This window comes from Lactobacillus gasseri ATCC 33323 = JCM 1131 (genome assembly GCF_000014425.1).
Classification (GTDB): Bacteria; Bacillota; Bacilli; order Lactobacillales; family Lactobacillaceae; genus Lactobacillus; species Lactobacillus gasseri.
In genome coordinates this window covers 978,233-1,000,414 of record NC_008530.1, presented here as the reverse complement: position 1 = coordinate 1,000,414, position 22,182 = coordinate 978,233, and the positions used below count along the sequence as shown (strand labels likewise).

Genomic DNA, 22,182 nt, shown 5'->3' with positions numbered 1-22,182 from the left:
ACAATGCTTTAAAATTAAATATTAACTTTAACCTCTTCTAATCGACTATCATAATCTTTTTCATTAATAAATTTATCCCATTCATTTAAGAAATTAACTAATCTAGGTATTTCACTCTTGTTTTTACGATAAATAAAGCAGCTTTCAAAGTTTGTTTCATGTTTTGGCTCTAATGGGGAAAGCGTGATTTTAGCTTTATGTGCTTTATAAAAACTCTTTGAAACATAAGTATTGTAATCCGTTTGTTCTGCGAATTTTATTAGTTGATAAGGAGCAGTAAAAGTAACTGAAGCTGGCAACTCATTATTCGGAAATTCAGCAGCATAAAATCGACGCACAATTTGAGGTAAGTAGTAATCCTTAGGATAAGTTACCCACTTATGTTGTGTTAACTTATTAAACTTTGCTTCTGAATTATGAGTTAAAAATACTACTGATTCAGGATAAATTTGCTTAGCCATATATTGTTTCATGTTTTTAACAGTCGCGTTGTGATCTGGCATATAAAGAACTGCTAGATCTAATTGATTATTATCTAATTTATCCCAAAGCTCTGTTCTATTGTAAAAGCCAACATGTAACGTTATCTCTGGATATTTTTGGTTAAATTCAATCAAAAATTGATCAATAACCCTAGCTTCAATCGTAGATAATACACCTAAGGAAATAGTTCCAGTATCTGATTTTGTATATTGCTGAATACTATCAACAGCATTGTTAACCGTTGAAAATAGTGCCTTAGCTGTTTCCTCCATTTTTAGACCTGCATCAGTTAAGTAAAGCTTTTTTCCCATTTGACCAAATAAGGGAGATCCAACTGCACGCTCTAGCTTCTTAATTTGTTGAGTTAATGCTGGTTGGGTTATTCCTAAGATTTGAGCTGCTTGAGTGTAACTCATGTTATCAATTAATTGAAGAAAGTAACGTAAAGATTTCGCAGATAGAACTGCATCAGTATTTGTTTTCATGATTGAACGCCTCTTATATAAATCTGGAATAGCATCTAATTGATATAAATTTAAAATACATACAATTATTTTCTGATAGCCTTTTGTAAAGCTTATTATTCATCCCACACTTTTTATCATAACACCTGTATCTAGATAATGAAAATATTTACATAAAATATAAGCTATTTTTCTATAATAATTTATCTTAATAAAAAAGCTAAGAGTAGCTTTTAAAATGCTATTCTTAGCTTTTATTTAAAATAGGTCTTCTGTTATATCTCTGCCATCTGCTAACGGTTGTCCCAGCGTTAATGAAATCGGTGTTCCATCTGTCATTGGATCTAAAACAAATGAGCCATTTGAATATCGATCACCTAACGGAAATTCAGATGTATTTAGTTCAATATGACGATCACTAGAAGTAGTTAAATGCAAGATATGATTTTCGCCGTAGCTATTGATTGCCATAATACGATGAGGTTTAGTTTTAAGTTCACGTAGTACTAATACACCTCGTTTAGCTCGAGTTACCTTGTTTATTAAGTTGAGTTTAAGCTGCTTAAATGCCCCACGTTGAGTAATAATTCCAATATTAATTAAATCAACATATTTAGGATCCGCAAGAACATAATTTACGATGTAATCGTTGTCTTTAAGATTAACGGACTTAACTCCTACTGCTTTAGAACCAGAGGTTGGAATTTCGCTAATATCAAATCTGACTGCATATGCTTGATTAGTTATCAAGGTAATTTCTTGCTTACTATCTGGTTTAACTTGATCAATTCTTACAACTTTACTTTCTTTACTCTTGAGCTTAATTGCAGTTATGGCACGAGATTTATAAGTTCTAGTCGGCTGCAAATCAGCTAGGGTAACTTGTTTAATATAGCCATCATTTGTAGCAATTAAAAAGTTTAAGTTAGCTTTTAAATCATTGATTTCAAATACTCGAATGATTTCTTCATCACTATCAAGTCCGATTTCTTGAGAAAGGTGTTGACCAGTTTCCTTCCACTTTGTTTCTATTAATTCATGAACTGGCCGATAAATAAGATTTCCTTTATTGGTAAAAATATAAAGGTTATCTAACGTTGACATTGTCTTTTCAAAAATAACCTTATCGCCATCAGGTAATCCATTGTCGCTGGTATCAGTAGATTGGAATGAACGAATAGATGAGCGTTTTAAGTAACCATCTTTACTTACCAATACGCGAACGTCTTCATCGGCTACTAGAGCTTTTTCATTAATTTCAATTTTAGCGGCTTTAGCTGTAATTTCAGTTCTTCTTGGGGAGCCAAATTCTTTTTTGACTGCATTTAACTCTTTAACTACAACTTTTTCCAGAACCTGATTATCGCTTAAAATTTCATTGAATTTGTCGATCTTTTTATTTAGTTCTGTTTGTTCTTGCTTCAGTTGGTTAACATCAGTATTAGTTAGGCGATATAGCTGTAAAGAAACAATAGCCTCGGCTTGATTAGGAGTAAATTCATATTTAGCGATTAAATTATTTTTAGCATCTTTTTTATCTTTAGAAGATCTAATTGTCTTAATCACTTGATCTAAAATATCTAGTGCATGAATCAGGCCTTCAACTATTTCTAGTCGTTGCTTAGCCTTTTTTAAATCAAATTCAGTTCTCTTAGTGACTACATCTTTTTTATGAGTCAAGTATGAAGATAAAATCCGTTTCAAACCAACCTGCACGGGAGTCATACGGTCAATTGCAACCATATTGAAGTTGTATGAAACTTGCAAGTCAGTATTCTTAAAAAGATAGTTTAAAATATTTTGACTATCTGCACCCTTTTTTAATTCAATAACGATTGAAAGTCCATGACGGTCAGTTTCATCTCTTACTTCAGAAATTCCATCAATTTCCTTATTTAAACGAATTTCGTCAATTTTTTTGACCATCATTGCCTTATTGACGCCAAATGGCACTTCAGTAACTACAATTTGCTGACGGTGTCCTTTAATATCTTGAATAGTGGTCTTAGAACGAACTTGTATTCTTCCACGGCCGGTTTCATACGCTTCCTTAATACCTTTTGTCCCAAGTACAATACCACCAGTTGGAAAATCTGGTCCTTTAACAAATTCCATTAAATCATCTGTGGTAGCATCGGGATGTTTCAAGAGATAAACAGCTGCGTCAATAACTTCAGCTAGGTTATGAGGCGGAATTTCAGTTGCATATCCAGCAGAAATTCCAGTTGAACCATTAACTAATAAATTAGGGAAATGCGCAGGTAGGACAGTTGGTTCATATTCTGTGTCATCGAAGTTCAAAATCATTTGAACTGTTTCTTTATCGATATCCTGTAAAAGTAAATTAGAAATTTTACTTAAACGAGATTCGGTATAACGCATTGCTGCTGGACCATCCCCGTCCATAGATCCATTATTACCGTGCATCTCAATCAAAGGTTCACGCATCTTCCAATCTTGAGATAAGTGAACTAGAGCACCATAAATAGAACTATCTCCATGAGGGTGAAAGTTACCCATTACATTTCCGACAGCCTTAGCAGCTTTTTTATAAGGTTTGTCATATGTATTGTTATCTTTATACATTGCATAAAGAATACGACGTTGAACAGGTTTTAAACCATCTCGAATATCAGGAAGAGCACGTTCTTGAATAATATATTTTGAATATCGTCCAAATCTTTCTCCCATAACTTCTTCAAGAGGTAGTTCCCTAATTCTTTCAGTAGTTTTTGCCATTTAAAAATATAACCTCTTAATCTCTACTTGTTTCTAGAATTGAGCCATCTTCGCCCATGCGGAATTTAACATTTTCGTCAATCCACTTTCTTCTCGGAGCAACCTTATCTCCCATCAAAGTTGTCACGCGCTTTTCAGCAAGTTGTGCATCATCAATCTTAACTCTAATTAAAGTACGGGTTTCAGGATTCATAGTAGTTTCCCATAACTGATCAGCGTTCATTTCACCTAAACCTTTAAAACGCTGCAAAGCAAAGCCTTTACCCATATCTTTAGAGTCTTCACTTAGCTCTTCATCAGTCCAAGCATATTTGATCTTTGCCTTGGCGCCATTTCCTTTTTGAAGCTTATAAAGCGGCGGAAGTGCGATATAAACGCGCCCTGCTTCAACCATTGGACGCATATATCTGTAAAAGAAGGTTAATAGCAAAATTTGAATATGAGCACCATCAGTATCCGCATCTGTCATGATGATGATTTTATCGTAATTAGCATCTTTAATTTGAAAATCAGAACCAACGCCAGCTCCAATAGTATGAATCATGGTGTTAATTTCTTCGTTTTTAAAGATATCTTGTAATTTAGCTTTTTGAGTGTTCAATACTTTACCACGCAATGGTAAGATTGCTTGAAATTTTCGATCTCGTCCTTGCTTTGCAGACCCACCGGCTGAGTCACCCTCGACTAGGAATAATTCATTTTTCTTAGGATTACGTGACTGAGCAGGAGTTAATTTTCCAGAAAGAATTTCTTTCTTACGTCTCTTTTTGCCACTTCGACTTTCATCTCTAGCTTTTTTAGCAGCTTCACGTGCATCCCTCGCCTTTTGAGCTTTTTGAACTAAACTCTGGGCAAACTCTCCATTTTCCATTAAGTAGTAAGAAAGTTGCTCGTAAACAATACTGTCAACAACACTTCTTGCTTGTGGGGTACCTAATTTACCCTTAGTTTGTCCTTCAAATTCTAGTAACTCTTCAGGAATTTTAACAGATAAGACTGCACTTAGACCTTCACGGTAATCGCTACCTTCTAAACCTTTGTCCTTATTTTTTAATAAACCCTGCTTTTTAGCATAATCGTTAAAAGCTTTAGTGAATCCACTTCGTGCCCCAGCTTCGTGACTACCACCATCAGCAGTTCGAACATTATTTACAAACGAAACAAAGTTTTCTGAGTAGCCATCATTATACTGACCAGCAAATTCAACCTCAATGCCATTTTGCTTACCAGAAAAGTAGAATACATCTCCCATCGTATCTTTATCTTCGTTTAAATAAGATACAAATGACTTAATTCCATCTTCATAAAGAAATTTATCATGATGTTCGGGTTCGCGTTCATCAGTTAAAGTAAATTTAACACCCTTTAAAAGAAATGCTGATTCACGAATGCGCTCTTGAATGGTTTCATAATTATAAGTAGTAGTTGAAAAAATAGTTGCATCTGGTTTAAAAGTAATCGTAGTACCATTTTTATCTTTAGTTTTACCTAAATGCTTAAGAGTACCAATCGGGTGACCACCATTTTCAAATTCTTCTTCATAAGCTTGACCATCTCTGACAACTCTAACCTTTAAATAGGAAGATAATGCGTTGACAACAGAAGAACCAACACCGTGCAATCCACCAGAGGTTTGATAATTCTTTTCAGTAAATTTACCACCTGCGTGCAAAACAGTTAGAATAACTTCAATTGTTGGAATTCCTGATGCATGCATCCCAGTCGGCATTCCACGTCCGAAATCCTGGACTGTAATGGAATTATCTTTATGAATAGTTACGTTAATTTCTTTACCATAACCAGCCATTGCTTCATCAACTGAGTTGTCAACAATTTCATAAACTAGTTGATTCAGACCGTGTCGATCAGTTGAACCGATATACATTCCTGGACGTTTTCTTACTGCTTCTAGTCCATGAAGAATCTGGATCGAAGAATCATCATATGAACTGGTCGTTTTATTTGTTTTAGCCAAATAAATGCCTCCATTTTTAACAGACAATCAAAATCAATCCCACAGCTACTATAATCTCTGTTAAAATAGCTTTAGATTTTAAATGGGGTTGAAAATTAAATGTCTACGTTGAATTATTTACTAGTTTTTATTTTAGCATACTTAATTGGGTCCTTTCCTACCGGTGTGTTAATGGGAAAAATATTTTTTCATGAAGATATAAGAAATTTTGGATCAGGAAACATTGGAACAACTAATTCATTCAGAGTAATGGGACCGGTAGCCGGTAGTGTAGTTTTAATCATTGACGTATTAAAGGGAACACTTGCTACTGATTTGCCTTTAATCTTCCATTTAAGGGGACCAAAGTATTTATTATTAATTGCTGGTGCTTGCGCTATTTTAGGTCACACTTTTTCAATCTTCCTAAAATTCAAGGGAGGAAAAGCAGTAGCAACTAGTGCAGGTGTATTCTTAGGCTACAATCTAAAATTTTTTGGACTGTGCGCAGTAGTATTTTTACCAATGCTCTTTATTACTTCATACGTAAGTTTATCTAGTCTAGTTTCAATAGTAATAATTTTTATTTGTTCTTTCTGGTTTCATGATATCTTTCTAACCATTATTACTGGAATCATGATGATCTTATTATTTGTAAGACATCGTTCTAATATTAAACGACTAATCAATCATGAAGAAAATATCGTTCCTTTTGGACTATGGTATTGGTATAAAAAATCTCATGGATTACTCAATCGTAAATCTAAAATAAATAAATAGTAAGAACAAAAGACTGCTAAAGTTAATGCTTTAACAGTCTTTTTTCATAGCTATTATACTTCATTCAAACAAATGTTCGCAAGACTATTCTATATCAAATTTTAGTAGGGATAATTATCTAAGCGATCCTTTTCAGTGATTTTTCTTACTACCCGACCTGGAACTCCTAAGACAAGTGAATTATCTGGGATATCTTTAGTTACTACGCTCCCTGCCCCGATAACACAATTCTTACCAATAGTTACACCGGGACAAACAGTTACATTACTTGCTAACCAGCAGTTATCGCCAATTGTAATGGGAGCACCATATTCGATATCAGCAATTTTTCCATCTTTTTGAAGACGTGCATTACGCTGCTCAGGTAATAAGGGATGAAGCGGAGTTACTAATGAGGTATTTGGACCGCACATTACATTATCACCTATCGTTACAGGGCAAGTATCTAAAATAGTTAAGTTGAAATTGGCATAGAAATTTTTACCTAGTTTAGTAAATTTTCCATAGTCAACCTCAATTGGTCCTTGTAAATATACTCCTGTTTCATGGTCTGGAAAAAGTTCATCAATAATTGCTTTTCTGACTTCTTTATCTTCATCGGCAGTTTGATTATAATCCCTGCTTAAGCGATGGGCCTTCATTGAAATTCTACTTAACTCTTTAGTATCTGGACGATATGGTAAACCGGCGAGCATTTTTTTAGTATTTTCTTCCATTATCAAAACCTAGTTTCTTATATTTATCCTTTTATTTTATCTATTAGTACCTAAAATATCATATTTTTGTTAAATTGAATGCTTAAGATTATGATAATTAATTAGTTAGTGGAGGAATAATAATGAAAAAGATCAATTTGAATGAACTCTATGACTTAATGTACGAGCACTTAGATCCTAATGGTTGGTGGCCTGGAAGAAGCGACTGGCACGTTATTTGGTCAACAATTTTGATCCAAAATACTAATTGGAAAAATGTTGATAAGGCTTTAGCAACTCTGTATCAAGCTACGAATTTCTGGCCAGAAAATATTTTAAATCTGTCCGATAATAAATTAGAAAAAGCTATTGCTTCTGCTGGCTTCTTCACTAGAAAAGCTGCCACACTGAAAAGATTGGCTACTTACTTTCAGAAGTATGAGTTTGACCTAGATAGATGTCGTCAATTATCTAAGGAACAGTTACGTCCTGAACTGCTTAGCATTAAAGGAATTGGTCCAGAAACAGCAGATGTGATCTTAATGTATGGCATTCAAAAAGGCGAGTTCGTCGTTGATACTTATGCCAGGCGTTTATTTGATTGCTTAGCCTGTCCCTTACCTTCCTCTTATCAAAAGGCCAAAGAGTTAGTAGAAGCTAATGTCGATCATTTTACTTTGCGTAACTATCAAAATTTTCATGCAATGATTGTGATGTTTAATCAAAAATACAAACTTCCCAAAGAATTTAAAACAACTTTTTTAAATAATTATCAATTAATAATTACAAAATAAAAGAGGCTAGATAATACTAGTCTCTTTTGTCTTTGTTAAAGCTTAATTATTCTGAATCACGAAGTTGTTTTAAACTCTCGCCAAAAATATCGTCAATAGCAGCAGGATCACGGTGATCGAAGAATTGACTTTCACCCTTGTCTAGTTCCCCAATCTTCGCCATTTCATCTTGTGTTAATTCAAAGTCAAAGATATTAATGTTTTCTTTTTGATGTTCATCATGAACAGCCTTTGGAATAACAATAATACTCTTTTGAGTTAACCAACGTAAGATAACTTGTCCAACAGTTTTATGGTGGGTTTCAGCAATTTCTGTCAAAACTTTATTATTAAAAATATCATGTTTGCCGTTTGCAAATTGTGCCCAAGCTTCAACAGCAACATTTCTTCCTTGGAAGAATTTAACATCATTAGCTTGCTGGAACCAAGGACTAATCTCAATTTGGTTAATTGCAGGCTTGTCTTCATGAGCTAATTCTAAGTTCATATATTGGTCAGGATAAAAGTTTGATAGGCCAATTGAACGGATTTTACCTGCACTCTTAGCAGCTTCTAAAGCATTCCAAGCACCGAAAGTGTCACCGTATGGTTGGTGAAGTAATACTAAATCGATGTAATCTGTACCTAATTCTTTTAAGTCATGATCAATCGCCTTGGTAGCTTTTTCAAATGACATATTTGAAACCCAAATCTTAGTAGTTAAAAAGATATCATCCCGATTAACAGCACTCTCTGCAATAGCTTCTCCAACTGCAATTTGGTTATCGTATGCTTCAGCAGTATCGATCATTCGATACCCGTTTGCCAAAGCCATTTCTACTGTTTGTCTTGCCTTATCATGATCTGGAATTCTAAAAACGCCTAACCCTACTTGTGGCATCTTATTACCGTCATTTAATGTAATTGTTGGAACTTCTGTCATAGTATAGTCCTCCCTTTTTATCTATCAGTTTCATTCTAGTGCTAGTAAAGTAATAAATAAAATATATGGGACTATTTCTCAGCACTCTTAGCTAAATACTGCGTCCAGTTATGTTCACGGTCACGATTGTCAGCCATCACGCCTTCTAGATCATGTGCTCTGTATGGATCTTCTAGAGCCTGAACTTCATCTTTACTTAAATTAAACTTGATAGCTTCTTCTAAAGCATCTAAGTGATGCACTTTTGTAGCCCCAACAATCAGAGCATTTACTTTAGTTTTAAGCCATGCAAGAGCAACTGCAGCCATTGAAATATTATGATTTTGAGCTATTTTTTCTACTTCATCGATAATTGGACGATCAATATCGACAGTTTTACCATACTTATCTTTTTCTGAAAAAAGATCTTGCTTTCTTCTAGTAATTTGTGTTCCAAACGGATGGGCTAAACGACCACTAGCTAAGGGACTATAAGGCGTTAGTCCTAAGTTATTTTCATGTGCGAAGGTAAATAATTCACGTTCATCTTCGCGATAAATAAGATTGTAATGATCCTGAATTGAAACAAATTGCGGATAATTATGTTCTTTCATATAATCATTCATTTGAGCAATTTGCCAGGCGTAAGCATTAGAAATTCCAAGATAGCGAACTTTACCACTTTTTACTGCTTTCAGCTAAGCCTTCTGCAATTTCTTCCATGGGAGTTAGCCAATTCCAAATATGATAGATATATAAATCTACATAGTCTGTTTCTAGATTTTTAAGACTTGGATTCAAAGAGTTTAGAACATGATCTTTTCCAGAGACCTTATCTTTAATTTCTTATGGTGTTCTAGTGGCAAACTTAGTTGCAATTGTGACTTTATCTCTGCTAGTGAGTTTATTTATTGCTGCACCTAAAATTCTTTCACTAGTACCATCTTGATAAGCTGGAGCAGTATCAAAAAAAGTTAACGCCTAAATCAAGTGCTCATTTAATTACTTCATTTGCCTGTTCTTGTCCTACTGTCCATGAACGGTCATTGACGTTACTGCCACTTCCCTTACCAAAGCCCATGCATCCCAATGCAAATTGAGAAACATTTAAATCTGATTTACCTAGTTTTTGATATTGCATTATAATTCATCCTTCTTGTCTTTTTCTTAATTATAGATAGGATAAAATATAAGTGTGAAATATCTATTGTAAATGCTTTCCTATTACTTTTAGGCATAGTTCTTAAAAATTAAATGTATAAAAATAGCCCCAAGTATATATTTAAAGGAGGCTATAAATAAACTAATAAAATTTGTTTCAAGTATTAAACCTGAACGTCAATAAATATAAAAACTAATTATTATCATTAGAACCAAAAATATCTAAGAACTGCAAGAACAAGTTAACAAAGTCTAAATACAATTGAAGTGCTCCTAATACTGCTAAGCCGTTTGTTGAAAGTTCTCCGCCAAATTGTAAATAAATATTCTTGATTCTTTGTGCATCCCAAGCAGTTAAAATGGTAAAGATAATAACTGCAATAAATGAAAAAATATAATCTATTGTTGGATTCTTTAAGAACAAGTTGATGAGCATCGCTACTATTAAGCCAATTAAGGCAGCCGAAGCATAGGAACCAATTCTACTTAAGTCACGTTTTGTTACTGTTCCTAGAATAGCCATTACAATAAAGACACTTGCTGAAGCTATAAAGGCTGAAGCAATATCTTCGCCAGTATAAGCACCTGCAATAAAGGCAAAAGTTACGCCATAGACAATTGCTGTGAGCATTAGCAAGACAAAACTCATTCCTGGACTTCTTGTAGCATTGAAATTGATGATTAATGTCAATGCGATTGGCAAAAGTAGTAAAAACCACATTGCCCAAGGATGATAATTCATCAGATTTACCATTTGTCTAGCAAAAACAGTCATTGTTAAATAAGAACTTAATGCCGAAACTAAAACGGCTAATGCCATTAATCCATAAAGTCTACTTAAAAATATATTTACTCCAGATTCATCAACTAAGTGTCGACGTTCTGGATTCTGATCAAAGTTATACATAATATCTCCTCCAATCTCCACTATTCATCTTTAATGTAGCACTTAGTCAGAACAAAGAAAAAAGAAATGTATTATAAAATTTTTGTAATAAAAAGACTGAGCAGTTCTTTAACCACTCAGTCTTACATAAACGAATAAGTTACTTAATCATATGTTGGTAATTTGTCTCAAAGATCTTCTTATCATATAAATCGGAAATATCTAGGTTTTCAATTGCATCAGATACTATCTTATCAGCTCCTGATGGCATAATTGCAAACGGAGCATCAGTTCCAAACAAAACATGATTAATACCAAAATAATTTAATGCAAGTTGCAAAGCAGGCGTATTCCCTAAAATAGCTGTGTCTACATAAAAGTTCTTAAACATCTCTGCATGTTCTTGATTTAAAATATGATCAATTCTACCACTAAAGAACGGCACCATTGCACCAGCGTGATGAACAAGAATCTTTAAGTCGGGTGCCTTTTTGAAAATATCACTTTGAACTAGCTGCAGCATTGCTTGCGATAATTTATATTCCCAAGAAAATACTAAATTATTGTCAGGCTTTCGATTATCAAATACAGGATGAAGCCATAATGGAAGATTTAGTTCTGCAGCTTTTAATAAAATAGGTTCAAATTCCGGATCAGCAATACTTTTTTCTAAATGACGTGTGAAAATTTGCGCTCCGACTAAATAAGGATTTTTTTCTATATTCTCTAGAATCTTAAGCGAGGCAGGAATGTTGTTCATAGCCAGCATCCCTACTCCAGCTTCAAAATACTTTGGATGATTTGCAACAATACCAGCTAACTCTTGATTAGCAGACTATGCAAGCTTACTGGCCTCTTCTCCATCAACAAAGTCTTCTGGATTAATATTTGCAAAGGAAATAACTTGCTTAGTATTTTTATCAGGCCACTTAGCTATTCTTTCATCTAAATTAACTAAAGTTTCTATCTTAATAAAGGGATATTTTTGCGGAATCGACGCATCAATATCAAGCATTGTTTGATAAAATTCCGGCGTTAAAATATGTGCAAACGCATCAATTTTCATAGTTATTACCTTCTTTATCATAATCCTTACCATAAATATATCGATGCAGCTTCAAATACTGCTGTTCAAACTTTTTCTCACTTGCGTTATCTTTGGCAAAATAATATCTTTTTCCTTCAAGCCCTTTAGGCATGTAATTTTGCTTTGCGATCTGAAAGGGCTGCGCAAATGGATTATCAATTAGTCCGCCACCAGTTATTTCTTCAGAATGTTTATAGTGCATATCACGAAGTCCTCGTGGCATGGGATGCTTACTTGGATGATCAGTATCTTCGTCTAATTTTTGCCAGATTTCATCAAAAACACCTGATTTTGGCGATAAACACATCAGCATTGTTGCAAACATCAAGGGATATTTTGCCTTAGGCATGCCAATTTTTTCTGCTTGATTAGCTGCAATCACAATCTGCGTAGCTTGCTCAGGATTAGCTAAGCCAATGTAAGTATATGGAATCTCACGCAGACGCCTTACTACTGAAGCAAGATCTCCATTTTTAAGTAAAACTGCTAAATAATATAAAGCGGCGTCTGTGTCAGAACCGGCTATTGAATCGGAATAAGCAGCTAAGTAATCATAGTGCTTAGTTGCTTTTCGATCATAAGCAAAATGTTGTCCCTTTACAAATTGCTTTACTTCTTCAACTGAAAGATCCTCATTAACTGCATGAATCGTTTCTAAAAGATTTAATGCTACTCGTAAATCTCCATCGGCGGAAATGGCAATAATCTTAACCGCTTTTCGGTCAATATTTTCATCTTTAAAATGAAAGACTTCTTTTAAAGCACGGATTAAAACTTGTTCAATATCTTCATCACTTAACGCTTTGAATTCAAAAATCTGACACCGTGATCGCACTGCTGGCACAATCGACATAATAGGATTTTCCGTAGTTGCCCCAATTAAAAGAATACGTCCATTTTCTAAATAAGGCAGCAGAAAATCTTGCAGCGTAGTGGTCATCCGGTGAATCTCATCAATTAATAAAACAAAGGATTGATAAGGATATGTATTAATGATCTGGGTAAGCTTAGCCTTATTATCAATTGAAGCGTTAAAAGTTGCCAATGGATAGTCAAATTCACGAGCAATAATTTGAGCTAAACTAGTTTTTCCTGTTCCTGGTGGTCCCCAGAGAAGCAGTGAAATTGGTACATGTTTTTTAATAATTTGATAAAGGGGACGTCCCTCTTCAATTAAATCTTTTTGACCTACAAACTGTGATAAATCTTTAGGCCTGATTAAGTCTGCTAATGGCTTTTTTATTGGCATAGAATTCACTCGCTTACTTATAGTAAATTAAATCTCACCCTAATTATTAGCACAGTTGCTGGTTTTAGACAAATTTATCTAACGTTCTATTTTTTCATATAACGGCAATAACTGCTTAATCCCATCCAAAATAAATTCTTCCATATCTTCAATTTGATCTTGATTTCTAAAAGCAAACTTGCCCAGTAAGAAACTTGTTTTGATGGCTTCTTCATTAAACGTAGTTTGCTTTTGTGTGTCTTTTAAATATTCATTCAAGGACAAATGATCAGCAAATTCCATCTCATTTTTGTCCCATAAGTACCAGTTACTAATTTTGCGATTCTTTGCCCAAGTTGGAATATCAGCGAGTAATTTATTATATTGTTCAGGACTGTCACCGCGTTTTTCACTCTTATAATGTTGAAACATTAAATAAACTTGCAATTGTTTTTTATCAAGCATTACACCGATGCAGGGGCTTTTATCAGCCAAAGTATTTAAACGATAAGCTGCCCAATAGTGATCGCGTAAGTTCCAACCATTTGTCCAACTTTCGACATGAACTTTAGCAAATTTATCTTGTGGCAATTTTTGATAAACATTTAAGTTTACCTCTTTCCAGGTCTGCCAAACTTTTTTAAAACTTGCTTTTATTTGCGCTATCTCCTCTTCAGAATGTTTCTCTTTCAGCTTTTTAAAAGCAAATTCGTCACGATCAAAAATTGCATACATTTCTTCAGTTAATTTAGTCATTTTATAAAGTCCTTACCATATTTACACTAGTAACACCAGTTGGATCTGGAATATCATCACTAGTTTTTCCTTCATTATGGAAACCACGTTTTTTATAAAATTTAATCAATTTTGGTAAACAAGTTAAAGAAATGGCTCGGCGCTTTTGCTTTTTAGCAACTTGCACCAATGCTTCAATTAATTTTGTTGCAATTCCCTGTTTACGATATGCAGGCAAAACAGCCAAGCTTAATATCATTTGATACCGATCATCTTTTTGATTGGGATGATTATTAAAGTATAGTTCATCTTCAATGTAGCGTTTATTAAAAGCAGGACCAAAAATATGACCAATTACTTTACCATCTTCTTGTACTACCAAAAAAGTATCAGGATAATTTTCAATTCTTCCAACCATATCGTCTCTGGTTTGCTCTTTAGTCATCTTAAATGCAGCAGATTCTAGATTTACTACTTCTTCTAAATCATCCATCGTTACTCTACGAATAATCATGGTATTCACTTCTTCCTATCTTTTAATTAAAAAATATCATCATCTTGTTTTATCTTCAATATAAAAAAGCAACAAAAGTTAGTAACTCTTGCAGCTCATTATATCTACTAAATATCTTTAACTCTTTTTTCTACCTGTAAACTAATAAATCCACTTCAACTTTGAAATCTTCGTTTCCTGGCATCTTTCCTGATTAATGTTTACAGAATTTAAATCCCTTGTGCAAATATAATTCTTTTGCTGGATTACCCGTTAATACTTCTAAATAAACTGGTCGTTTCATTTTACTTAGTGAAAACTCTATTAATTTACTCCCAACTCCTTGTTTTTGGAAAGTTGTCCCAATTAAATGTAATTTAGGGAGAAAATTAGGATCCTTTCTTGCAAAATAAATATCAAGCCATCTGATAGCATCATCTAAATATTTATTTTTACCAAGTTGATGATCTTTAGCTAAATTATCAGCATAAAAGCGATCGCTATGAAGCCACAAACCAGTTAAGCCTTGTTCATCACTAGCTAGTAGAATTTGACCAACGGGAGAATTATAGTAAGTAATTTTTTGCATTTTATCACCTCTTTCCATTAATAATGATACGTGATTTAGATAATTAAAATATCATTTTAATATCAAAAATTATCATAAAAAATGAGTTTTACACCCAAAAGTGAAGCTCATTTTCCTACTTTTCTTCTAAATTTTTAATAGCTCTTACCAACAATTGATCGAACTCATCACGCTGCTTCTGAGTAAAGCCTTTGGTCATCTTACCTTCCATTTGGTTAAATTCTTTAGCAAAAGCAGCAGTTCGAGAATCAATATCCGCTATTACTACTGGCATTAATTTAATACGCTTTAATCTTGAATCATCTGAATCTTCGATTAATTTTACAGCATTTTTCTGAATCAGATGTTTTACTAACCCATTAGCCATTGGTCGCGTAATTCCCAAAACATCCGGCAAGTCACGCTGATACACAACTTGATCTTGATGATGATATAAATATATAACTACTTCAATTTGTGATTTAGGAAAAGGAACGCCCTGTCGCAATAATATTTGAGCAATCTCCCTTGACAAAAGAATATCTAATTTTTTAACTTTATTGATATAATTATATATTTTCATTGATCTCACTATAATTCCGGTTTAGTTCTATTTTTTAAGGTAAAATTGAGTACAAAACAAATTAGCAAAACTACAGCGGCTGCCGCATTTTATCAGCTAATGATGTTCTGAAACTCATTACTTCCACCACAACTTAATCAAAGCTTGTGTTCCATCATTGCCCAATTTCTTTTGGTCAACCAAGATTTCATATAAATGCCTTGCTTCTTCAGTCGCAGGCAGATCTAACTGCATCTTATCAGCTTCTTCTAAGGCAATACGCAAATCTTTTAAAAAATGTTTAGCAAAAAAACCAGGTGTATAATCACCCTGCAATATTTTTGGACCATATGAATCTAGACTAAAATTCTCTGCTACACCAGACTGCAAGGTTTGACAAATTTGTTCTAAATTTAAATGTGCCGCTTTAACATATACCAGCATTTCGGTCATGCCAGTCATGGTTGGTTCCAGCAATCATAATTTGATTAGCCATCTTAGCATGTTGTCCACTACCATAACTGCCAAAATAATTTAATTTGCTAGCAAAGGTTATGAATAAATCATGCAAATGATTAAGGTCTTCTTTATGGCCACCGATCATGACCGTTAAAGTTCCATTTTTGGCGCCAATATCCCCACCAGAAACCGGAGCGTCTAAGATATGTAAGCCTTTTTCTTCACCAATTTGACCAATCTTTTGTGCCAGACTAGGTTTACTCGTGGTCATATCAACAATATATTGACCAGCTTTGGCGACAATCAAGATACCATCCTGACCAAAATAAATATCTTCAACATCTTTTGGAAAGCCAACCATAGTGAATAAAATATCAACTTTTTTAGTTAGTTCAGCTGGATTGTTTGCCCATTTAGCCCCATTATCCAAAACTGTTTGCGCATGAGCTTTTGTTCTATTATAGACAGTTACATCATAATTATTTTTCCGTAAGTTATTAATAATTCCTGTACCCATTACACCGATACCGATAAATCCAATTTTCATAATTTTTGTTTCCTTTAATTAACAATCTATTTAATTAGATGCTACTAAAAAAGAGGGATGCAATTAAGCCCCCTCTATTTATTCTAAAACTATAAATTTAATTCAAAAGCAACGCGGTATGGATCAATTGGATCCATATTCTTAATATTACCACGTTTTACAAAGCCAGCGTCTTCAACAATATGCCGAACTACGTCGTTAGTTCGAAAAGTATCAACGCGATAATTCCTTATGCCTTCCGCATAGTGCATTGAAATCAAACTGCTCATTAAATAGCTAGCAAGGTGCATCCCGCGATACTCATCAGAAATTGCAACGCGATGAATGGCCACATAAGGATCAAGATCATTCTTCCATTTTCCATCAATCTGCTTGTAATTAGGATCAGGTCCATCCGTAATTGCAGTATAACCAGCAATTTTCTGATCAACGATTAAGACCCAAGCGGCCCCGTCTTTAATATCGGCTGTAATAGTCTCAACATTGGGATAACCACTTTGCCATTGCGGATTTCCTTCTTCTTTTAAAAACTTTTTTGCCTCATCAATAATCGGCATGATTTGTTCAAGGTCATTTTTGGCTGCTTGACGAATATAAATTAGTGACATATTGTCTCCCTCCTTTAATAAAATTTTATCAAAGGAGCAATTCCTTTTTGAATTTAAAAACTACTCTTTATTAATTTCCGATAATCAAAAAATCCACGAACCAGTTAGTTCGTAGATCTTTAATAACTATAATAAATCAATATGACGTAGTTTTCGTTTTAGGCTCCCCTGCTTCTCTAACAGTACAAATTTACGCGATAAAGTTTCGGGAGTAGTGCCTAAATACAAGGCTAAATCTTTCATTTTTAGGGGCAAAGTAAATGAATTTTTATTCACTTGTTTTGCATAAGCCTGTAAATAACTCAATAGTCGATCTTCTACCTTAGGCAAACTTAATAATTGAATTTGCTTATGCATAGCACGTACTTTAATAATATTTTGTTCTAAGAGTTGAATACTTAATTCTGGTTTCTTTTTCATTAAAGCTAAAAAATCATTTCGGTTGAGTAAACAAATATCACTATTTTCTGTAGCTTCCACATAAGTATTCGTATTTGCTTCACCAAATAACCAGTTTTCACCCGCATAATCACCCGTCTTTAAAATCTGGGTAATATTTTCACGGCCATTTTCGTCTAAAGTATAAAGGCGGGCACCACCATGAGCAACAATTACTAAATTATTACTTGAAGTAGGATCCATTACTAATTCACCATTTTGATAATTTTGATGGTGAACTAGTTCTTCTATTTGCATTTGATCATTTGTTGGTAATGCATTAAATAATGGAACTAAATGTACACATAACTCTGCCATCTAAAAACTTCCTTTAGTTAAAAATCATCGTCGTCATCATCTTCTTCAGTATACAATCTTTCACGCAATTCATGACCTAAAAAGTTTTGCGATTGACGGATTTGTTCCTTAATCCAGGCTAGCAGTTCAATCAAATTAGCACTCAATTCTGGCCAAGTTTCTTTTTGAGTTAAGGCAATTGCTTTAGTAATAAATAAAATTTGTGTATCAAAGTCTTTTACTAAAGCAAAAAGTTGATCTTGCCCATTTTCGTACTTACTTGCTCCATTCTCCTCAAGCATAGTATATTCTTTAAATTGATCAGTAGTGGTAGGAATACTTTCGCCGTTATTAACTAAAATTTGATTTAACTGGTTAAACTCATTCTGTTCATATCTGATCCACTCATCAGCATGCTGTTCTAAAAATAAACTAGCCGAACCCTTGGCGAAGAACTTAGCTTGATCTATTTTCAAAGTATGGATTAATAAATTAGCAATAATGTGATCCACCATTGCACCAGCTGTAGGCGTATGATGATCAATATCACTTTGCTTTAATTCTGCCTTGTATGCTTCCTCAGCCTTCATTAGTCTAGCTCCTTTGCCTTTACACCCTTGACTTCATAGCCCATCTTTTCGATTGCTGTTTTAACATCGTCAACATTAGCCTTATCAGCATTCATCATGAACTTTAACTTACCGGCATTAAATAATACCTTGATTTGATCTGTACCATCGACATCTTCAACCGCCTTTTCAATCTTGGTTAAACAAGATGGGCAAGTCATGCCACCTAACTTCATCATTACTTTTTGCATAAAAATCTTCCTTTCTTATTCCTTACATGTTTAATGCTAAATCTTTTTCTTTATCAGAAAATTGATGGCCGTCAACTTTTCGATGATTTTTAATTAAACGCATCCCGTTTAAGATTACGACCAAGATGCTGAATTCATGAATAAACATGCCATTAGCCATCTCGACATAACCTGTAAATAATCCAATAAACAATAACAACACAGTTAACAATGCAATCCCAATATTTTCATTCATATTTAAAACCGTTCGTTTAGAAATTGATAAAGCATCGGCAATTTTACGCAAATCATTTTTAACTAAAACAATATCTGAAACATCGACTGCAACGTCCGTACCGCTACCGATCGCAATAGCAATATCGGCATTAGCTAACGCCGGACTATCATTGATGCCGTCACCGATAAAGGCAACATGATGACCATTTTCTTGTTCCTTCTTAACAAATTGTGCCTTATCTGCTGGCAACATTTGCCCATGAATTTCATCAATTGGCAAATCAGCCGCAATTTGTTGAGCAGTTTCTTGATTATCACCTGAAAGCATAATCAACTTCTTGATACCTAGTTGCTTCAATTGCCTTAATGCAGCTTCTGCTTCTGGGCGAAGACGATCTTTAATGCCGAAAACAGCCAATTTACTTTGATTACTATTAGCTAAGACTACAACAGAGTTTCCCAAATTACTTAATTTATTAACCACTTGAGTTAATTTAGAATTAGCAAAGGTATTTTCCTCAATTAAAGCTAAATTCCCTAAATAATATTTTTCTCGATCCAAGTCAGCTATCATACCGTTGCCCTTAACTGTCTTAGTCTCGATTTGATCAATCTTCTGCTCACTTAGTTTAGCCATTGCTTTGGCTAACGGGTGATTACTTTGAGATTCAATATTGGCAGCAAGATTAATAATTTCATCCTTATTACCACTCAAAACTTCAATTTTATTTACCTCAGGATGGCCAACTGTTAACGTACCAGTTTTATCAAAGGCAATCTCATCAACTTTACGAGCCGCATCCATTACTTGTGAGCCTTTAAACATCACGCCGTTCTTAGCCCCATTACCAATACCAGCGACAGTTGAAACGGGAACGCCAATAACCAAAGCACCGGGACAGCCCAGAACCATTACTGTAATCGTTAATTTGAAGTCTCTAGTAATTAAGCCTACGATAATCGCAATCACTAATACCGCTGGAGTATAGTATTTAGAAAAACGATTGATTAATTTTTCAGTATGAGACTTAGAATCTTGAGCTTCTTCTACCATTTCGATAATTTTACCAAAGGTAGTATCATCTCCAGCTGCTGTAGTTTCTACCGTCAAGGTACCATCTTCTAGAATTGTTCCGGCATAGACTTGATCACCTTGTTTTTTATCAGCTGGTTTTGACTCACCATTAACATTGGCTTCATTTAAATAGCCTGAACCTGCGACAATTTTTCCATCAACTGGGACTTGATCGCCGGTTTTAATCAAAATCTTTTCACCAAGATCAATAAAATCTACGTCCTCTTCTTTCGTTGCTCCGTCATCTTGCAAAACCAACGCAGTTTTTGGCGCCATTTTAGTTAAATCAGACACAGCTTTACGAGTCTTTTTAAGGGTAAGTTCTTCTAGAACATCACCTAATGCAAAAAGCCAGGTAACAATCGCCGCTTCATTAAATTCGCCAATAACAATAGCACCAATTACTGCTAACGATACTAAGACATCAATAGAAACTAATTTTACTTTTAATGATGAAATAGCTGTTAACAAAATTGGAATTAAGCCAATAATTCCTACTATTAGCATCAAAACTTGATAAGCAGCATTGATATGGAATAACCACTTAGCTGTTTCCGCAAATAAAATCAGCACAGTATTAAGTGCCAAAATTATCTTTTGATGTTTAACAAAAAATTGTTGAATCTTTACCATTTACATTCTCCTTTGTTTTACATGCTTTAGTTTAGGAGAAATGAGTTTTACAAAAATTGATGACCATCAAGAAAAAGCACTTAATATTGAAAATTAAGTGCTCGTACTTTTAGTAAGATTATTTGAATTTAACTTTTTGTTTATTACGCTTCTTGATTTGTCGATTTATCCGCCTAATATCGCGTTCCTGCGTCAATCTAATGACTAACCAAATCATCGCGTAAGCAAGGATAAAAATGAATAAAGTTTGCCAATTAATCAACCAATTATTTGAAAACATCATTATTGAAAATAATGCAAGGGTTCCAATAAGATGAAAAATAAATGCTAGAAAATACGATAAGTCCGTTTTAAATAGAAAACTTAATTCGCCAATCAAACCACTGCAAATGAAGACGATAAAAACACTATTTATCGGAACAGCAATATCCCCTACTTCGTTGGAAGTCATTCCTAATATCAGTAAATAAATAATTGCACCGAACCTCATACCAGTTACAAAATAATGTAACGCTTTCTACCAAATTTTCATTCTATAATCCCAGCCTTTTCTCTAATTCTGGCAAATATCTTCTTGAGACATCCGTTTTCTGTTTAAGTGCTAGTTTTGCAATCATATTGCCTGTAAATCCAGGCTTAAGTGATTCAAGATAATTTAAATTAATAATTCCATGCTTAGAAACTTGAACGAAATCGCTATTTAGTTTCTCTAAAACTTGATATAAGCGACCATTAGTTTTAACAATGGCACTAGTTGTATAAAAGGTTAACTCTGTTTTTTCAACTTCAACTTTGATAATTTCCTCTACTTTAATAGTCAAAATCCGATCTTCAGTTTTAACAGGTAAAATTGAAGTCACCTTTTTATCGAACTTTTTAATATAAGAAATTAAGTTACTTACTTTCTGAGTTTCACTAAGCGAAATTATCTTTACGGTTATTTGATTATCTTCAAAATTAGAATCCGATTGGAATTTGACCTTAACTGATTATTTCTTCTTTCTATTCAGCAATGATGCCAAGATTATTACAATGATTGCTAAAACTACAATCATCCCGATAATTACTAACACATTATCCAAATTATTTAACTGTAGATTTCCAAATTTGAAATGAATACCTAAATACTCAATTAATTGCTGGCGCATCTTTAGCGGCACATCTTGCTGACTCATTTTATTCAACAACAAACTTCTAAAGCTTGCTGCTTCATAACTACTTGGAAATAATTTTACTATACTTTGCGCAGTTTTTGATAAAGTTCCGTAAGGCATATAAGTAGCAACCATAAAACCGGCAGCCGCACCGATTACCGCGGATAAAAGACTGAAAGTAGTCGAAGAATTAATGAATAAAACAACGATTAGATTTAATAAAGTTGCGCCAATTGCACCTATTTTTATCCCAAAAGATAGATTATTTAAAATAGTTCATTTTCCCACTTGATAATTAACGTTTTTCAGTTCAATTATTGTCATTGATTATTCCTTTAAATCTTTTCTTTCAATTATAGTACTTTTGCATAATCAAGATTTAAGTGAAAAAGCGTAAAAAATAAA

General features: G+C 33.9%; 20 protein-coding genes and 6 pseudogenes. 2 read left to right on the top strand and 24 right to left on the bottom strand.

Annotated elements, in window-relative coordinates:
- Positions 1-14: 14 nt before the first annotated feature.
- From LGAS_RS04925 to parE, 3 genes are all read right to left on the bottom strand, one after another.
- Positions 15-968 (bottom strand): LysR family transcriptional regulator, encoded by a 954-nt coding sequence (locus tag LGAS_RS04925; protein WP_003647303.1) that lies wholly within the window; start codon positions 966-968, stop codon positions 15-17.
- A 237-nt stretch (positions 969-1,205) separates the two neighbouring features.
- The gene (parC, locus tag LGAS_RS04920; protein ID WP_003647304.1) at positions 1,206-3,686 is read right to left on the bottom strand and encodes a DNA topoisomerase IV subunit A; all 2,481 of its coding nucleotides are present in this window, start codon (positions 3,684-3,686) and stop codon (positions 1,206-1,208) included.
- Between the two features lie 16 nt (positions 3,687-3,702).
- Positions 3,703-5,661: a DNA topoisomerase IV subunit B gene (gene parE / locus LGAS_RS04915; RefSeq protein ID WP_025012213.1), complete on the bottom strand. Its 1,959-nt coding sequence runs from the start codon at positions 5,659-5,661 to the stop codon at positions 3,703-3,705.
- 99 nt (positions 5,662-5,760) lie between these two features.
- On the opposite strand from parE, the gene plsY reads away from it, so the two are divergent.
- On the top strand, positions 5,761-6,420 hold the full coding sequence (gene plsY, locus LGAS_RS04910; protein WP_003647306.1) for a glycerol-3-phosphate 1-O-acyltransferase PlsY: 660 nt from the start codon (positions 5,761-5,763) through the stop codon (positions 6,418-6,420).
- Positions 6,421-6,521: 101 nt separating this feature from the next.
- On the opposite strand, the gene LGAS_RS04905 is transcribed toward plsY, so the two are convergent.
- Positions 6,522-7,136 carry a sugar O-acetyltransferase gene (locus LGAS_RS04905; protein ID WP_003647307.1) on the bottom strand — a complete coding sequence of 205 codons (615 nt, stop codon included), beginning with the start codon at positions 7,134-7,136 and terminating at the stop codon, positions 6,522-6,524.
- Between the two features lie 122 nt (positions 7,137-7,258).
- On the opposite strand from LGAS_RS04905, the gene LGAS_RS04900 reads away from it, so the two are divergent.
- A complete protein-coding gene (locus LGAS_RS04900; RefSeq protein ID WP_003647308.1) occupies positions 7,259-7,909 on the top strand; it encodes an endonuclease III domain-containing protein in 651 nt (216 codons plus the stop codon).
- A 46-nt stretch (positions 7,910-7,955) separates the two neighbouring features.
- On the opposite strand, the gene LGAS_RS04895 is transcribed toward LGAS_RS04900, so the two are convergent.
- The 20 genes and pseudogenes from LGAS_RS04895 to LGAS_RS04795 form a co-directional block, all read right to left on the bottom strand.
- Positions 7,956-8,831, bottom strand: a complete 876-nt coding sequence (locus tag LGAS_RS04895; RefSeq protein ID WP_003647309.1) for an aldo/keto reductase — start codon at positions 8,829-8,831, stop codon at positions 7,956-7,958.
- Between the two features lie 71 nt (positions 8,832-8,902).
- Complete coding sequence (locus LGAS_RS09580) at positions 8,903-9,445, bottom strand: aldo/keto reductase (RefSeq protein ID WP_232501005.1); 543 nt, start codon at positions 9,443-9,445, stop codon at positions 8,903-8,905.
- A 40-nt stretch (positions 9,446-9,485) separates the two neighbouring features.
- A pseudogene (locus LGAS_RS09765) lies at positions 9,486-9,737 on the bottom strand (aldo/keto reductase).
- A 67-nt stretch (positions 9,738-9,804) separates the two neighbouring features.
- Positions 9,805-9,951, bottom strand: coding sequence for a hypothetical protein (locus LGAS_RS09685; protein WP_003653004.1), 147 nt, complete (start codon positions 9,949-9,951; stop codon positions 9,805-9,807).
- Between the two features lie 213 nt (positions 9,952-10,164).
- The gene (locus LGAS_RS04875) at positions 10,165-10,878 is read right to left on the bottom strand and encodes a Bax inhibitor-1/YccA family protein (protein WP_003653748.1); all 714 of its coding nucleotides are present in this window, start codon (positions 10,876-10,878) and stop codon (positions 10,165-10,167) included.
- 139 nt (positions 10,879-11,017) lie between these two features.
- Positions 11,018-11,923, bottom strand: a pseudogene (locus LGAS_RS04870) (amidohydrolase family protein).
- A complete protein-coding gene (locus LGAS_RS04865) occupies positions 11,913-13,193 on the bottom strand; it encodes a replication-associated recombination protein A (protein WP_003653010.1) in 1,281 nt (426 codons plus the stop codon). The pseudogene LGAS_RS04870 and the gene LGAS_RS04865 overlap by 11 nt, the downstream one beginning before the upstream one ends.
- A gap of 78 nt (positions 13,194-13,271) precedes the next feature.
- The gene (locus LGAS_RS04860; protein ID WP_003647311.1) at positions 13,272-13,928 is read right to left on the bottom strand and encodes a glucose-6-phosphate 1-dehydrogenase family protein; all 657 of its coding nucleotides are present in this window, start codon (positions 13,926-13,928) and stop codon (positions 13,272-13,274) included.
- 1 nt (position 13,929) lies between these two features.
- On the bottom strand, positions 13,930-14,421 hold the full coding sequence (locus tag LGAS_RS04855; RefSeq protein WP_003653017.1) for a GNAT family N-acetyltransferase: 492 nt from the start codon (positions 14,419-14,421) through the stop codon (positions 13,930-13,932).
- Between the two features lie 130 nt (positions 14,422-14,551).
- A pseudogene (locus LGAS_RS04850) lies at positions 14,552-14,989 on the bottom strand (N-acetyltransferase).
- 115 nt (positions 14,990-15,104) lie between these two features.
- Positions 15,105-15,551 carry a MarR family winged helix-turn-helix transcriptional regulator gene (locus LGAS_RS04845; RefSeq protein WP_003653021.1) on the bottom strand — a complete coding sequence of 149 codons (447 nt, stop codon included), beginning with the start codon at positions 15,549-15,551 and terminating at the stop codon, positions 15,105-15,107.
- Positions 15,552-15,668: 117 nt separating this feature from the next.
- A pseudogene (locus LGAS_RS04835) lies at positions 15,669-16,536 on the bottom strand (NAD(P)-dependent oxidoreductase).
- An 89-nt stretch (positions 16,537-16,625) separates the two neighbouring features.
- Positions 16,626-17,144, bottom strand: a complete 519-nt coding sequence (locus LGAS_RS04830; RefSeq protein ID WP_003647315.1) for a GNAT family N-acetyltransferase — start codon at positions 17,142-17,144, stop codon at positions 16,626-16,628.
- 126 nt (positions 17,145-17,270) lie between these two features.
- On the bottom strand, positions 17,271-17,900 hold the full coding sequence (locus LGAS_RS04825; RefSeq protein ID WP_003647316.1) for a Crp/Fnr family transcriptional regulator: 630 nt from the start codon (positions 17,898-17,900) through the stop codon (positions 17,271-17,273).
- A 17-nt stretch (positions 17,901-17,917) separates the two neighbouring features.
- Positions 17,918-18,469, bottom strand: coding sequence for a DNA-binding protein (locus tag LGAS_RS04820; protein WP_003647317.1), 552 nt, complete (start codon positions 18,467-18,469; stop codon positions 17,918-17,920).
- Positions 18,469-18,699: a heavy-metal-associated domain-containing protein gene (locus tag LGAS_RS04815; protein WP_003647318.1), complete on the bottom strand. Its 231-nt coding sequence runs from the start codon at positions 18,697-18,699 to the stop codon at positions 18,469-18,471. Before LGAS_RS04815 ends, LGAS_RS04820 begins: the two co-directional genes overlap by 1 nt.
- A 22-nt stretch (positions 18,700-18,721) precedes the next feature.
- A complete protein-coding gene (locus LGAS_RS04810) occupies positions 18,722-20,623 on the bottom strand; it encodes a heavy metal translocating P-type ATPase (RefSeq protein WP_003647319.1) in 1,902 nt (633 codons plus the stop codon).
- Between the two features lie 118 nt (positions 20,624-20,741).
- Positions 20,742-21,140: pseudogene (locus tag LGAS_RS04805) on the bottom strand (DUF3021 domain-containing protein); the annotation flags it as partial.
- Positions 21,141-21,156: 16 nt separating this feature from the next.
- Positions 21,157-21,564 (bottom strand): LytTR family DNA-binding domain-containing protein, encoded by a 408-nt coding sequence (locus LGAS_RS04800; protein WP_048739115.1) that lies wholly within the window; start codon positions 21,562-21,564, stop codon positions 21,157-21,159.
- 48 nt (positions 21,565-21,612) lie between these two features.
- Positions 21,613-22,020: pseudogene (locus tag LGAS_RS04795) on the bottom strand (ABC transporter permease); the annotation flags it as partial.
- Between the last annotated feature and the right edge of the window lie 162 nt (positions 22,021-22,182).